Here is a 15322-nt window from a genome sequence, read left to right as displayed (position 1 = left end):
TGAGGGGGCATGTTTCCTTTATCTCCTGCGGCCAGTGGGGCAGATCGGCTAAAACCGCCGCGATGCGCGGCAACGCCGACCCACCTGCAGCGCTGAGCGCAGTCCGTACGTCGCTAAACGGGCGCCCCGAGCCTTTGTTCTGACGATTGAGACTGACCTTTGAGATTAGCCAGTATAGGAGGCGGAATATGTTCCGGTAACGTGCAAACCATGGGCGAGAGAGACGAAACATGGGCGCGAGAGGAAAAACATGTTCCCGAGAGCCGAAATATGTTCCGGTCAAAACTTTTGACGCGGTAGATTGATTTCGCTAACCTTGAAGAGGAGGATTTATCCCGCATATAACGGGCAATGATAACCCATCAAAAACAGAAGGAAACTGCTCTGATTCTGTTCAACTAACATTCAGTGGGGAGAGTTCATCCCGTTGAATGGTGGTTCACTTTACGCTGGGGAGGAACTTGAAGATGAAGCCAATTGAAATCGATAAGGTACAACAGCTATTGGATACGTTTATCAGCAAAGAAGTTTATGTTCATTTGGAAACAACGAATGGTGCCTATGCAAGCCATTTTAATGATAAGGCATATAATGTCGGTGCCTATATACGCAATGCAAAAGTGAATTTTTCACAGGCAAAAATTATCGGAAACGGAAAAACCTATCGAGTTGGGCTCAAAACTGAAATGGGCTGGATTTATGCTGAAGGGCTGACAGACTGGACGCTCCATGACGAAAGCCAGGTGCTGCTTGCCGGACATGACCGTGAAGGACGGCTGATGGTTGCATTGCATGTCAGTGAAACACCACTTGGAAATTAAAAGATGATTTAAAAAGCGTATGAATAAAATTTGCAGCAAAGGGACAGGTGAAAATAATGGAAAAGCATGTTGTTGTGATTTATCCGCACCCGGACGATGAATCATTCGGTGCTGCCGGAACGATTACGAAATTTCGCGAGCAGGATGTGCCTGTCACATATTTATGCGGCACTTTAGGCGAAATGGGAAGAAATATGGGGTCACCCGCTTTTGCCAACCGGGAAACACTTCCGGAAGTGCGCAAAGAGGAATTGGTTGACGCATGTTCGACATTGGATGTCGATCTCCGCATGCTCGGATATCGTGATAAGACACTGGAATTTGAAGATAGACGTGAAGTTGCCGAACATTTGAAAGGGGTCCTTGATGAGATTCAGCCGAGTCTGGTCATAACACATTACCCTGACTATGCTGTGCATCCCGATCATAACGCAATGGGAGCAGCGGCAATTGAGGCAGTCAGGCTGATGGATCCGGAAGACCGGCCGACTGTTTGGGCCCAGGCGATAAGCAACAATCACATCGATGAATTGGGCAAACCGGACATCAGCAATGATGTCACACCGTTTTTTGACCAAAAAATGGAGGCTATTCTTTGTCATCAGTCGCAGGCCAGCGGGATACTGGGACAATTTCAAGAAAATTTTGCGACAAACGATGTGAGAGAGGCGGCTAAAAGACAACTTGGAAAAGAACGGTTTTATATTTGGGATTTTCGTGAATAATCTAGTATGAGAGAGGAGGATTATCATGAATAAACGATTATACCGGTCGACTTCAGAGCGTATGATAAAAGGAATTTGTGGAGGCCTTGCAGAATACTTCAATATAGATCCAACGATTATCCGTTTGCTGTTTGTGGCACTTGCGTTTGCAGGGGGTGCATCCATCTACGCTTATATTATTGGTATTTTCGTCATTCCAAGTGATCGGGAGGTGCGTTAATGCTGCTTCGCTGGATAATATCAGTTTTTCTGAATGCAGTGGCACTGATTGTCGTTGCACAGCTGTTCAGTGCTTTCCAGCTTGATGGATTTGGCACTGCACTTTTGGCCAGTGTCATTCTCGGTATTTTAAATGCTATCGTAAAACCGGTATTGGTTGTTTTGACATTGCCGATAACACTGCTGACACTCGGTCTGTTTCTGTTTGTCATCAATGCAATTACACTTATGATTACGCAGGCAATAATGGACGAATCATTTGTTATTGAAGGATTTGGAACAGCTATCATTGCAGCTGTGATCATATCGATTTTAAACTTGCTCCTGAATAAGCTTGTCAAAGATTCCGTCACATAATCGCAGGTGAATCCTCCTGCGATTTTTTAAACTCTTACCGTCAATGACGATATTTTATGCTGCTAAAATATGCTACAATGTAAGTCAGCATTTATGGAGTTAATGGAGGTTTCAATTCATGTCGACAGTCCGTACGAAAGATTTGCTGGAAAATTTCAATCTTACCCTTGTTGCAGGGGGAGATGGTGTTCACCGGGAGATCATATCAAGCGACGTGCATCGCCCCGGTATTGAAATGACCGGCTATTTTCATTACTATCCGAAAGAACGTGTTCAATTAATCGGTAAAACGGAAATGGCTTATTTTCTGGATTTATCAGATGAAAATAAAAAAGATCGCATGGAACAGCTTTGCACAGATATCACCCCTGTCATCGTCATTTCACGCGGAATGGATATTCCTGATGTCATGCTGGAAGCAGCAGATGAGGCAGGCGTCCCGATTTTGCATTCACCACGAAAAACGACCCGTGTTATCAGCAGATTGACAAACTATCTGGAGGCAAAATTTGCTCCATTTACTGCCATTCATGGTGTGTTAGTCGACATCTATGGTGTCGGAGTGCTTATAACAGGGCAAAGCGGCGTGGGTAAAAGTGAGTCAGCCCTTGAGCTGGTGAAGCGCGGTCACCGTCTTGTTGCAGATGACAGTGTGGAAATCCGGCAGGAGGATTATGACCGGCTGATTGGCAATTCACCGCCATTAATCGAGCACTTGCTGGAAATCCGGGGATTGGGCATCATTAATGTCATGACCCTTTTCGGCGCCGGTGCCGTCAGGAGTCATAAAAAGATATCATTGATCATCAATTTAGAATTGTGGGATGAAAAGAAACAGTATGACCGTCTTGGACTTGATGAAGAAAAAATGAAAATCATGGATGTCAATCTTCCGAAGGCAACCATTCCGGTGCGCCCCGGTCGAAATCTTGCTATCATCATTGAGGTTGCTGCTATGAATTTCCGGCTGAAGCGAATGGGGGTTAATGCTGCCGAAGAATTTTCCGAGCGGCTGACAGAGATGATTGATGAAGGAAATGTTATAGAGTAGGGGTGATTAATGTGACTTGTAGTGCACCAGCGCTGGATCCTGTTTTCTTGAATGTTGGGCCCCTGACCATATACTGGTATGGACTGATTATAGCTTTTGGGGCTTTTTTAGGATTGTATCTGGCAACAAAGGAATCCGACCGACTGGGCTTACAGAAGGATTTGATGGTTGACCTGGTTGTGTTTGCCATTCCGGTTGCTATCATATTTGCACGTATTTACTACGTTATTTTTGAATGGGACCGTTATACAGGCGGACCGTGGTGGGACGTCTTTGCCATCTGGGAAGGCGGTATCGCCATTCACGGAGCGCTGATCGGATCGGTTCTGACGGCTGTCATTTTTGCCCGGGTAAGAAATGTCCCGTTTTGGCAGCTTGCAGATATTGCGGCACCAAGTTTGATTCTAGGTCAGGCAATTGGACGCTGGGGCAACTTCATGAACCAGGAGGCATACGGCGGCCCGATTTCAGAAGAGACATTTAACAGCTTTCATACATACTTGCCTGATTTCATTATGGATCAGATGTGTATTGATGGTGTGATGTATCATCCGACATTTTTATATGAATCCGTCTGGAATATATTGGTACTTATACTCTTGTTAATCCTGCGACGCAGGAATCCGTTGCGCGGTGAAGTATTCCTGAGCTATTTGATGGCCTATTCGGCCGGCCGTTTCTTTATTGAAGGCATGCGCATGGACAGTTTATATGTGCCCGGAACCGGAATCCGGATGGCACAGCTCATTTCAGTCGTTATTATATTGGCTGTGATTGCTCTAATTTGGTACCGTCGCAAAACAGGTGCAGCGAATAGACATTACGATGGGGAAAAAGTTAAAAAGAAGAAAAAGAAATAACGTAAAGCGGGTGATAGGTAATTGACTGGAATATTGCAGCGCGGATTAAAACAAGGTCTTCAAGTGACATGGACATTAGGGAAAGTCATTTTTCCCATTACGCTGATTGTGACCATTTTGCAATACACGCCGGTACTTCCCTGGGTTATTGATAAAATCAGCCCGCTAATGGGTCTCCTGGGGCTGTCCGGTGAGGCTGCTGTGCCGCTGGTATTGGGAAATGCCTTGAACTTATATGCCGGTATTGCAGCGATCGTGTCATTTGAATTTACGGTGAAAGAAGTCTTTATATTGGCTGTTATGATGTCTTTTTCACATAACTTGTTCATTGAGTCAACGGTGGCGTCAAAAGTTGGTGTCAGCTGGTGGCTTATTTCCGGTATTCGTATTTCACTTGCACTCGTTTCAGCCACTGTGATTAATCTGCTGTGGAGCGGCGGTGTAGAAGCCGCCCAGTATGGACTTATCTCTTCATCAGATGTCGTGCTGAATGGATGGAGCGAGATTTTGCTTCATGGGCTGCAAACGGCGATTTTCGCCATTGTACAGCTGGCATTAATTGTTATTCCGTTAATGCTGGCTATGCAATTTTTTCGTGAAAAAGGCTGGCTTACCTCAATATCCGATAAGCTTGGGCCGTTCACCCGGATGCTGGGGATGGAAAAAAATACATCCATGACACTTGTCGCCGGTCTGACAATCGGCCTTGCATATGGGGCAGGTCTGATGATTCAGGCGGTAAAAGAAGACGGGGTATCAAGGCGGGATATGTATTTGGCCCTGATATTCCTTGTTTCCTGCCATGCGGTCGTAGAGGATACACTGGTATTTATTCCACTAGGCATTCCGGTCTGGCCGCTATTATTAATCCGCCTGGTGACTGCCATCCTCTTGACCATGTCTGTCGCGTTTGTCTGGAAGCGACTCGAAAAACAAAACAGGAAGGAATCAGCACATGAAAATTCATACCATACTCTTTGATCTTGATGGCACGCTGATTGACACGAATGAACTGATTATCGAATCGTTTACACATACATTTAACGAATATGGGAAAAAACTTTCCCGTGCCGAGGCGATTGAATTTATCGGACCGCCGTTGAAAGATTCGTTTAGGAAATTTGCACCTGATAAGGTGGATGCGATGGTTGAAACATACCGGAAGCATAATCTGCAGTATCATGACACCTATGTGAAGGCATTCCCCAATGTTGCCGAAACGCTTACGAAACTGAAGAAGAATCGTGTTCAGCTCGGTGTCGTTACGACAAAAATGCGGGCAACGGTCGGTATGGGGCTGCAGGTCACTGAACTTGACAGTTATTTTGATACGATTATTACACTTGATGATGTCAGCCATGCAAAACCGCATCCCGAACCCGTCACTAAAGCCATGCGGGAAATGGACGCCGATGCTGAGTCAACATTGATGGTCGGTGATAATTCACACGATATTGAAGCAGGGCATCATGCAGGTGTTAAGACGGCGGGGGTCGCATGGTCGCTTAAAGGACGGGAGAAACTATTAACGTACAGGCCGACATACATGCTCGATGACATGCAGGATCTGCTGGAAATCACGGGAGTGTGAGCGAGCTATGCGAAAAACCAATCGGTATCCCGTCGAACATGCCAATTCCTTATGGCAAATTTACAATACCGTACCGTTCTGGAAGGTCATGAAAAATTTTGTCTTTATTCAACTGGGGAGATATACGCCCTTTTTGGGTCTGAAAAATTGGCTGTACCGGACGTTTTTACAGATGAATGTTGGTGAAAGAACAGCATTTGCATTGATGGTCATGCCTGACATCATGTTTCCGGAAAAAATAACGGTCGGATCGAACAGTATCGTTGGCTACAACACAACCATTCTCGCACATGAGTACTTAATCAAAGAATACCGGATTGGGGATGTCGTGATTGGTGATGATGTCATGATCGGAGCCAATACAACCATTTTACCCGGTGTAACAATCGGTGATGGTGCGGTTGTTTCCTCTGCGACACTTGTCAATCGGGATGTGCCGCCGGGAGCGTTTGTAGGCGGCAACCCGATGCAGGTGATTTATTCAAAAGAAGAAATGGAAAAGCGGATAGAAGACAAAAATGATTAAAAGCCAAAGTGATTATGTCCATTTGTTTCAATGCAAGCGTTTTTCATTTACAATAGCAATAAAGACAGGTAATGGAGGAGAACGATGGAATACGAAAACTTAACGCTGCACACTGATAAATACCAAATCAATATGATGTATGCGCATTGGAAAAATAACTCCCATAATCGACAGGCTGTTTTCGACGCGTATATCCGAAAGAATCCTTTCCGGAATGGTTATACGGTGTTTGCCGGTCTCGAGCGGATTGTGCATTACATCAATAATCTGCACTTTGCCGAAGAGGATATTGACTACTTAAAACAACAGGAAGAGAACTATGAAGAAGAATTTCTGGACGAGCTGCGGAAATTTTCATTTACCGGAAATATTTATGCCATGCAGGAGGGTGAAATTGTTTTTCCAAATGAACCCCTCATCCGGGTTGAATCGCGCATTTTCGAAGCTCAGCTGATTGAAACAGCCATTCTGAATTTCATGAACTATCAGAGTCTGATTGCTACCAAGGCAAGTCGCATTAAGCAGATTGCCAACAATGATACGCTTGTTGAATTCGGTTCGCGCCGGGCACAGGAGGCTGACGCCGCTGTCTGGGGAGCCCGTGCCGCCTACATTGCCGGGTTTCAAGCAACATCCAATATGCGCGCCGGTAAACTTTTTAATATTCCGGCGAAAGGGACGCATGCCCATTCCTGGATTCAGGATCATGACAGCGAAGAAGAAGCGTTCACGAATTTTGCTAAAGCTCTGCCAGACCAGGCGGTATTGCTTGTTGATACATATGATACGCTACGATCAGGGATTCCCAACGCAATTAAAACCGGAAAAATGCTCGAAGCTCAAGGGAAAAAGCTAAAAGCAATCCGTCTTGACAGCGGGGACTTGGCCCGCCTGTCCATCGAAGGCAGGGAAATGCTGGATGAAGCCGGCATGAACCACGTTGAAATCATGGCTTCCAACGATCTCGATGAAGAGGTCATCATGCATTTGAAACTGCAAGGAGCCAAAATTGATGCCTGGGGTGTTGGAACCAAGCTGATTACCGGTGCCAAAAAGCCATCGCTCGGAGGTGTGTACAAACTCGTCGCCAGAGAAGATGAAAACAAGCTCATTCCGGTTATTAAGCTGTCTGATGATTTGGCTAAAGTGACGACTCCAGGTCCCAAAAAAGCTTACCGGATCATCAACCGCAAGACGAATAAGTCGGAAGGCGACTATATCGCACTTGCATATGAAACAGTGGATGATAAACCGCTCAAGATGTTCGATCCGTTTTTTCCGCAGAAATTCAAATATGTGAATGATTATGAAGCGGTTGATCTTCTGCGGCCGATTTTCGTTAACGGGAAACAAGTGTATGAATTGCCGACGCTTGAGGAGATTCACAAATATCATGAAAAACAGCTTTCCTATATATGGCACGAAACATTGAGACTCTTGAACCCACAAACTTATTATGTTGATTTGAGCTATGATTTGTGGAAGATGAAACAGGATCTGATTGAGGAACGTTCCATACACTAACGTGTTAATATAATTGTCTGTGCTGTGCTGCAAAGATATAATCAGTTAAAGCGTGGTATCCAGTTATTGTGCGGATGCTGCGTTTAATTTTTAAGGATTGATATCCTTCTCTTTGTTGAGACTGAGTGTAATAACATATGTAGCGGCTGAATGGCCCAGAGGAGGTAAAGCATGGAAACGCCATTAGGTATCATCCCGGCAATTCGAAATATGAAAGATTTTGAGAAAGCTCTGGACTCAGATCATTCCGCCATTGTTTTTCTGGAAACCAGACTTGCACAGTTAAAAAGTTTGATTGAGTATTCAAGGCGGGCTGATAAAAGGGTCCTGGTTCACTTCGATTTAATTCAGGGGCTGAAAACTGATGAATATGGCATGGAATTTCTAGTTCGCCATATCAAACCGGATGGAATTATTTCGACCAGAGGCAAGATTATTAAGCTGGCTAAAAAACATGAATTGCTGGCTATTCAACGGATGTTTTTATTGGATAGTATGGCGGTTGAGCATAATTTAAAGCTGATAGAGCAGTTTCAGCCGGATTGTATTGAACTTTTGCCAGGACTTATTCCTGATATAATACAACAAGTCAATGAGAGAACAGGAGTGCCTGTCATTGCAGGCGGTCTGGTGAGAAATCAGATAGAAGTTTCTTCTGCTTTGGACGCTGGAGCAGTTGCTGTCTCTACATCCAATACTGAATTGTGGAAGATTTAATAAATCGGCAGCCTGATAGCTGTAATAGCAGATATACTTATTAAAAGATTTAAAATTGTGTTGACTGCGCTTTCATTATTGTGGTATGCTAGTTCACAAGTTAAGAACGTGCTGGAGATTTGGAGACCTACACTGTAATGGTACTTTTAACAAAGTACCTCTATTGCAGTATGGGTCTTTTTTTTTAGCTGTTAATCTTGTGGACTGAGTTGAAAAGGCTAGCAAAGGAGTGTTTAAAATGCCCGAGTTTTTGGCGGAGCTGATTGGTACGATGATTCTGGTTATTTTAGGTGGGGGTGTTGTTGGTGGTGTAGTTTTGAAAGACTCGAAAGCCGAGGGCGCTGGATGGGTTGTTATTACAATTGGCTGGGGTCTTGGTGTTACAATGGGTGTGTATGCAGTAGGTCAGTTTACAGGTGCACACATCAATCCTGCGGTAACTCTTGGCTTCGCTGCTGCAGGTGAATTTCCGTGGCCGAAAGTCCCGATGTATATCAGTGCCCAAATGAGCGGTGCTTTCATTGGTGCTGTAATTGTGTTCCTTAATTATTTACCACATTGGAAAGAGACCAAGGATAATATTGCAAAAAGGGATGTGTTCTCGACAACCCCAGCCATTCGCAGTCCTTTTTCCAATCTGGTCAGTGAAATTATTGGTACGTTTGTCCTCTTGTTCGGACTTATGTTTATTGGTGCAAATGAATTCACTGAAGGCTTAAATCCGTTAATAGTTGGTTTGCTGATTGTTGCAATTGGGATGTCTTTGGGCGGAGCAACCGGTTATGCGATTAATCCTGCTCGTGATCTGGGACCGAGGATCGCACATGCGTTTCTCCCGATACCGGGTAAAGGCGGATCGGATTGGGCTTACAGCTGGATTCCCGTTGTCGGTCCTATTCTTGGTGGAATGTACGGTGGTATATTTTATAACGCCATATTTGCAGGTAAGTTTCCTGCAATATTCTGGATACTAAGTGTTGTAATGGCTGCCATATTAGCAGGTGCTGCAGCCTCTGAACTCAAAAAAGGCAGGACAATGGCTGATAAATTGGAAGAGCAAGTAAATTAAAGGGGAGGAATTTTATAATGAGCAAACAGTATATTTTATCGTTGGACCAGGGAACAACAAGTTCGCGCGCAATTCTGTTCAATCACAATGGTGAAATCGTGGAAACAGCACAAAAAGAATTTGAGCAATTTTTCCAGCATCCAGGCTGGGTCGAGCATGATGCGAATGAAATCTGGACCTCTATGCTTGCTTGCATCTCGGAAGTCTTGCGCAAGTCAGAGGTGGAACCATCGCAAATTGCAGGAATCGGGATAACCAACCAGCGGGAAACGACTGTTGTTTGGGATAAAAATACTGGAAAGCCGATTTATAAAGCGATTGTCTGGCAGTCGCGTCAAACGGATGGCATTTGCAAGGAATTGACTGAACAGGGTTATGAAGATATATTCCGTGAAAAAACCGGACTGCTGATTGATGCCTATTTTTCCGGCACAAAGGTCAAGTGGATCTTCGACAATGTAGAAGGTGCCAAAGAAAAGGCTGAAAATGGTGAGCTGCTATTTGGTACAATGGATACATGGATTGTTTACAAGCTTTCTGGCGGAAAAGCGCATATCACCGATTATTCCAATGCGTCAAGAACGTTAATGTTTAATATCTACGACCTCAAGTGGGATGATGACCTTCTCAGTATATTGGATGTGCCGAAAAGTATGCTGCCTGAAGTCAAGGAATCCTCTGAGGTTTATGCAAACACTGTTGATTACCATTTCTTCGGATATGAAGTTCCGATTGCCGGGATAGCCGGTGACCAGCAGGCGGCATTGTTCGGTCAGGCATGTTTTGAAAAAGGCATGGCGAAAAACACATACGGAACCGGTAACTTCATGCTGATGAATACAGGTGAAGAAGGTGTTGAATCAAACCATGGCCTGCTGACAACGCTGGCCTGGGGAGTGAATGGCAAAGTGGAATATGCTTTGGAAGGGAGTATCTTCGTATCGGGATCGGCTATCCAATGGCTGCGTGATGGCCTGAAAATCATCGATGATTCCCCGCAAAGTGAAGATTACGCGACAAGGGTGAATTCTACGGACGGTGTTTATATGGTACCGGCATTTGTCGGACTGGGAACGCCTTATTGGGACAGTGATGTCCGTGGCGCCTTTTTTGGCATCACACGCGGGACAACACGTGAACACATGGTCAGGGCGACACTGGAGTCACTCGCCTATCAGTCAAAAGATGTTCTGGATGCGATGATAGAAGACTCCGGAATTGATTTAAAAGCACTGCGGGTTGATGGCGGTGCGGTGAAAAATGACTTTTTAATGCAATTTCAAAGTGATATTATTGGCGTACCGGTTGAACGCCCTGTTGTACAGGAAACAACAGCATTGGGGGCCGCCTATCTTGCCGGACTTGCGGTCGGCTATTGGAAAGATAAGAATGAGATTGCTGAACAGTGGCAAAATGAACGGACATTTAAGAGCAGTATGGACGAAGAAAAGCGCGATGAGTTTTATACTGGCTGGAAAAAAGCTGTGAAAGCGGCAAGAACGTTTAAATAGTTTTGCGTCAACGGAGATCAATATGATATTTAAGCATTGATCTCCGTTCTTTTTATCAAGATACTCTCTTCGTAAATTTTGGTATCCTTTACCCTCACAGTTGATATACTGCAATAAAGACTACAACAGTTGACTGAATAGTTTCATTTAGTGAGACTTCCTGTCGCCGCAGCTGGAATATACTCACTTTCCGTGGGCTCACAGCTGCCCGCGGAAAGCGGATTATACTTCCGTAGCGGTGTCACAGCACTCAAACTTTCTTTTGCAGTATGTCGCAGTCATGGATTTTTGGATAAAAAACCAGATTTTTTCGAAACAGCCTGTCAAAAAGAATAGAGGGAGGCAGTAAGTTGAAAAAGATAATGAATGATCCAAATGAAGTTGTACAGGAGATGACGGAAGGTCTGACCGCTGCACATCCTGATGAACTGAAACAATTACCAGGAACGATGGTTATCGCAAAAATGAATGCTCCGATATCAGGCAAAGTTGGGATTGTCAGCGGTGGCGGAAGTGGTCATGAACCTGCACACGCAGGCTACGTCGGCGAAGGCATGCTGGATGCAGCGGTTGCCGGTGAAGTCTTTACATCCCCGACACCTGACCAAATATTTGAGGCCATTAAAGCTGTTGATGGGGGCGCAGGTGTATTTTTAGTGATCAAAAATTATACAGGCGATGTCCTCAATTTCGAAATGGCAGCAGAACTAGCTGAAGCAGAAGGCATTAAGGTGGAAAAAGTGGTTGTGAATGATGATGTAGCTGTAGATGACCCATCATCAAGAAGAGGTATTGCAGGGACCATATTTGTTCATAAAGCTGCCGGGGCAAAAGCCGACCAGGGTGGATCATTACAAGAAGTCAAGGCTGCTGCCGAAAGAGCTGTCAATAATATGCGCTCCATGGGTATGGCGCTGACACCGTGCACAGTCCCTGCCGCCGGAAGTCCAAGTTTTCAATTAGGAGAAAATGAAATGGAAATAGGCATTGGCATTCATGGTGAGTCAGGAATTGAACGAAAAGAAATTACAAGCGCTGATGACATAGCTAAAGAACTTACAGAACAGGTATTGGATGATTTTGATTTCACCGGTGAGGCAGCTGTGATGATAAATGGTCTGGGATCTACGCCTGAGATGGAACTGTATATTGTCAATAGAAAGGTACAGGCCATACTGGCGGACAGGGGGATTACCGTTTACAAAACATTTGTCGGTGAATATATGACATCACTGGAAATGACAGGTTGTTCGGTGACGTTATTGAAATTGGATGATGAATTAAAAACACTGCTTGACGCACCGGCACAAACACCTGCTTTTCACAGTTGAGGAAGGGGTCAAACAATGGAGTTAACCGTACAGGATATTGTTGCATGGATTGAAAAAGCAAACGAAAAAATGCAAGCAAATAAGAAATACCTTACAACGCTTGATCAGGAGATCGGTGACGGTGACCATGGCATTAATATGGCACGCGGATTTCAGGAAGCTGCTGACAAATTAACAGAAAATGACTATCCCGATACCGGTGCAGTCTTGAAGGATACTGCCATGACGCTCATGTCTAAGATTGGCGGTGCATCAGGCCCGCTATTTGGCACGGCGTTTTTGAAGATGTCTGTCGCAGCGAAAGGAGCAGAAACGCTTGATCACGAGACGTTCAAGCATGGTCTGGAAGAGGCTGTCAATGGCATTAAACAGCGGGGCAAAGCAGCAGAAGGCGAGAAAACACTTGTTGATGTCTGGGCAAAGATGGCAGATTTATTCAACAGAGAAACAGATTTTTCAGCTGATAAAATTGCAGACGAGGCAGCAAATGCCATGGAGCAGACTAAGGATATGATGGCAATGAAGGGCCGGGCCGCTTATTTTAAAGAACGGTCAATCGGGCATATAGATCCGGGCTCGGCTTCCTCTCAATATATTTTTGCAGCATTGGCCGACATCATCGGAGGGAAGTGATAACATGTCTTATGCTGGTATTGTGCTTATTTCCCACAGTCCTAAAGTCGCTGAAGGCATAAAAGATATGATTCGCCAGGTTATTAAAGACGTCCCAATCGAAGTGGCCGGCGGTACAGATGAAAATGATATAGGGACAAGCATAGAGAAAATTCAGCAGGCAATCGATCGTGCGAATGATGGTAAAGGGGTTTTGTTGTTTTATGATATTGGCAGTGCCAAAATGAACGCAGAAATGGCTGCGGAAATGACAGAGGCAAATGATGTCCGGGTCATGGAAGCGCCATTAGTGGAAGGATCGTACGTTGCGGCTGTCGAATCCGGCATGGATAAAGATATGGAAGGTATTGCTGCTGCTGTAACGAAAGAGTTTGGATAACTATACACAAGCTGTTTAAGTGTGTTATGATAAAGTCAAGTTAATAAATGCGCTGGAGAAATGGAGAAACCGCAAAACTGATGAAGTCTTTTCATTAGTCTTTTTGCGGTTTCTTTTTTTGGGAATAGAGGTAATGGTAGTCAGTTATAGAAACAGTCGAAACGGAGTGAATGGATATGTCAGTATTTTCAAGTCTGGAACGAAATAACACGTTTCAAAAAATTAAAGAAAAACAACTTGATGTGCTCGTTATTGGCGGTGGCATCACGGGAGCAGGGATTTCGCTGGATGCTGCCAGCCGCGGGCTGAATACAGCTGCGGTCGAAATGCAGGATTTTGCTGCCGGGACATCAAGCCGCTCGACTAAACTTGTCCATGGCGGGTTGCGTTATTTGAAGCAATTCGAAGTGAAAATGGTATCGGAAGTTGGACAGGAGCGAGCGATTGTATACGAGAACGGCCCCCATGTGACAACTCCCGAATGGATGATGCTGCCACTCTATAAAGATGGTACATTTGGTCCGTTCACAACGAATATTGGTTTGCGGTTATATGATTTTCTCGCAGGCGTTAAAAAATCGGAACGCAGGAAAATGCTGAGCCCTCAGGAAGCACTGGAAAAGGAACCGCTCGTTAAACGGGATAATCTAAAAGGTGCAGGTTTTTATGTGGAATATAAAACAGATGATGCCCGCCTGACGATTGAAGTGATGAAAAAGGCGGTTGAAATGGGTGCGCAAGCGGTCAATTACGCTAAAGTTATTGATTTTATTTATAATGAAGGCAAAATTACCGGTGCTGTTGTTGAAGATCAGATAAGCGGCGAACAGCACGATGTTTATGCCAAAAAAATTATTAACGCAGGCGGTCCTTGGGTAGATAACTTGCGCGAACTGGACGGATCCAAACAAGGCAAAACGCTGCAATTAACAAAAGGGGTCCATCTGATTTTTCCAAAAAAGCGATTCCCGCTGCAGCAGGCTATTTATTTTGATGCACCGGATGGCCGGATGATTTTTGCTATACCGCGAAATAAAAAAACATATGTCGGCACAACGGATACGAGCTATAAAGGCGATATTGCACATCCTCAAATGACTGAGGAAGATCGTGATTACCTATTGGATGCTATCAATCATATGTTTCCGTCGCTGGATATGACAAAAAATGATGTTGATTCGAGCTATGCCGGATTGAGGCCATTAATTGCGGAGGAAGGTACAGATGACCCGGATGAAATCTCCCGTAAAGATGAAATATTCATTTCTGATTCAGGCTTGATTTCAATGGCCGGCGGAAAACTGACCGGGTACCGCGCTATGGCGGAAGAAGCTGTGGATACGGTTGTAAATCAGTTAAAAGAAGAAGAAGACATACTGTATTCTGAATCTGAAACGGAACACTTGCCGATATCTGGCGGTGAAGTCGGGGGATCGAAAGGATTTCAGCGATTTAAGGAAGCAAAAATGAAAGAAGCGGTTGATTTAGGAATTGACGAGGATACAGCAACCTTTCTTATCCAAAAATACGGTTCGAATACGGATGAGATTTTGCAGCTTTACCGGATAAAATCCCAAGAGGCTGATAAGGCAGGTATTGACCCGGTCGTGTTTGCGGAACTGATATATTCCATAGAGAGTGAAATGACTTATAAGCCGGTTGATTTCTTTGTACGGCGGACCGGGGCATTGTTTTTCGATATTGATTTTGTCACAGCCCATAAAGACAACGTGATTAACTATATGGCTGAAACACTGTTTTGGAGCGATGAGCAAAAACGGCTTTATACTGAAGAACTTGAACAATTGCTCTATGAAGCAGTTAACCCGGTTAAGTAATTTGGCGTGAGGGACAGGACAAACCACTTGTCCCCGCGCTTTTTTTATTCTGCTATGGCTGATGTTGGCGGAACAAATTTTGTTCCGCCAACATCAGCCCGAAAACCAAAACATCAGCCCGAAAACCAAAACATCAGCCCGAAAACCAAAACATCAGCCCGAAAACCAAA

Annotated in this window: 17 protein-coding genes; all 17 read left to right on the top strand. The window is 44.6% G+C overall.

The genetic code is table 11. The annotated features are described in order from the left end of the window. Positions 1–467 precede the first annotated feature (467 nt). The 17 genes from VK097_RS00315 to VK097_RS00235 all read left to right on the top strand — a co-directional run bounded on the left by VK097_RS00315 (position 468) and on the right by VK097_RS00235 (position 15152). A complete protein-coding gene (locus VK097_RS00315) occupies positions 468–821 on the top strand; it encodes a YojF family protein (protein WP_324209800.1) in 354 nt (117 codons plus the stop codon). 56 nt (positions 822–877) lie between these two features. Next, positions 878–1546, top strand: a complete 669-nt coding sequence (bshB2, locus tag VK097_RS00310; protein WP_324209799.1) for a bacillithiol biosynthesis deacetylase BshB2 — start codon at positions 878–880, stop codon at positions 1544–1546. A gap of 25 nt (positions 1547–1571) precedes the next feature. Then, positions 1572–1766: a PspC domain-containing protein gene (locus VK097_RS00305; RefSeq protein WP_324209798.1), complete on the top strand. Its 195-nt coding sequence runs from the start codon at positions 1572–1574 to the stop codon at positions 1764–1766. After that, positions 1766–2122 carry a phage holin family protein gene (locus VK097_RS00300; protein ID WP_324209797.1) on the top strand — a complete coding sequence of 119 codons (357 nt, stop codon included), beginning with the start codon at positions 1766–1768 and terminating at the stop codon, positions 2120–2122. The genes VK097_RS00305 and VK097_RS00300 overlap by 1 nt, the downstream gene beginning before the upstream one ends. 118 nt (positions 2123–2240) lie before the next feature. After that, the gene (hprK, locus tag VK097_RS00295; RefSeq protein WP_324209796.1) at positions 2241–3173 is read left to right on the top strand and encodes an HPr(Ser) kinase/phosphatase; all 933 of its coding nucleotides are present in this window, start codon (positions 2241–2243) and stop codon (positions 3171–3173) included. A gap of 11 nt (positions 3174–3184) precedes the next feature. Then, positions 3185–4033 carry a prolipoprotein diacylglyceryl transferase gene (gene lgt / locus VK097_RS00290; protein WP_324209795.1) on the top strand — a complete coding sequence of 283 codons (849 nt, stop codon included), beginning with the start codon at positions 3185–3187 and terminating at the stop codon, positions 4031–4033. Between the two features lie 21 nt (positions 4034–4054). Beyond that, on the top strand, positions 4055–5014 hold the full coding sequence (locus VK097_RS00285) for a nucleoside recognition domain-containing protein (protein ID WP_324209794.1): 960 nt from the start codon (positions 4055–4057) through the stop codon (positions 5012–5014). Then, the gene (gene ppaX, locus VK097_RS00280) at positions 4989–5624 is read left to right on the top strand and encodes a pyrophosphatase PpaX (protein ID WP_324209793.1); all 636 of its coding nucleotides are present in this window, start codon (positions 4989–4991) and stop codon (positions 5622–5624) included. Before VK097_RS00285 ends, ppaX begins: the two co-directional genes overlap by 26 nt. 7 nt (positions 5625–5631) lie before the next feature. Next, positions 5632–6150 carry an acyltransferase gene (locus VK097_RS00275; RefSeq protein WP_324209792.1) on the top strand — a complete coding sequence of 173 codons (519 nt, stop codon included), beginning with the start codon at positions 5632–5634 and terminating at the stop codon, positions 6148–6150. Positions 6151–6234: 84 nt separating this feature from the next. Then, positions 6235–7674 carry a nicotinate phosphoribosyltransferase gene (locus VK097_RS00270; protein ID WP_324209791.1) on the top strand — a complete coding sequence of 480 codons (1440 nt, stop codon included), beginning with the start codon at positions 6235–6237 and terminating at the stop codon, positions 7672–7674. Between the two features lie 171 nt (positions 7675–7845). Next, complete coding sequence (locus VK097_RS00265) at positions 7846–8391, top strand: glycerol-3-phosphate responsive antiterminator (protein ID WP_324209790.1); 546 nt, start codon at positions 7846–7848, stop codon at positions 8389–8391. A gap of 238 nt (positions 8392–8629) precedes the next feature. Next, positions 8630–9460: an MIP/aquaporin family protein gene (locus VK097_RS00260; RefSeq protein WP_324209789.1), complete on the top strand. Its 831-nt coding sequence runs from the start codon at positions 8630–8632 to the stop codon at positions 9458–9460. A gap of 17 nt (positions 9461–9477) precedes the next feature. Then, a complete protein-coding gene (gene glpK / locus VK097_RS00255) occupies positions 9478–10971 on the top strand; it encodes a glycerol kinase GlpK (protein ID WP_324209788.1) in 1494 nt (497 codons plus the stop codon). A gap of 350 nt (positions 10972–11321) precedes the next feature. After that, entirely contained in the window at positions 11322–12302 is a 981-nt protein-coding gene (gene dhaK, locus VK097_RS00250) for a dihydroxyacetone kinase subunit DhaK (protein ID WP_324209787.1), read from the top strand. 15 nt (positions 12303–12317) lie between these two features. Next, positions 12318–12935: a dihydroxyacetone kinase subunit DhaL gene (gene dhaL, locus VK097_RS00245; RefSeq protein WP_324209786.1), complete on the top strand. Its 618-nt coding sequence runs from the start codon at positions 12318–12320 to the stop codon at positions 12933–12935. A gap of 4 nt (positions 12936–12939) precedes the next feature. After that, entirely contained in the window at positions 12940–13314 is a 375-nt protein-coding gene (gene dhaM / locus VK097_RS00240; RefSeq protein ID WP_324209785.1) for a dihydroxyacetone kinase phosphoryl donor subunit DhaM, read from the top strand. Between the two features lie 176 nt (positions 13315–13490). Next, positions 13491–15152 carry a glycerol-3-phosphate dehydrogenase/oxidase gene (locus VK097_RS00235; protein WP_324209784.1) on the top strand — a complete coding sequence of 554 codons (1662 nt, stop codon included), beginning with the start codon at positions 13491–13493 and terminating at the stop codon, positions 15150–15152. Positions 15153–15322 lie beyond the last annotated feature (170 nt).

It is taken from the genome of Lentibacillus sp. (genome assembly GCF_035301675.1).
Lineage (GTDB): Bacteria > Bacillota > Bacilli > Bacillales > Amphibacillaceae > Lentibacillus.
The sequence above is the reverse complement of the archived record's forward strand: the minus strand, read 5'-3'. Positions and strand labels throughout refer to the sequence as shown.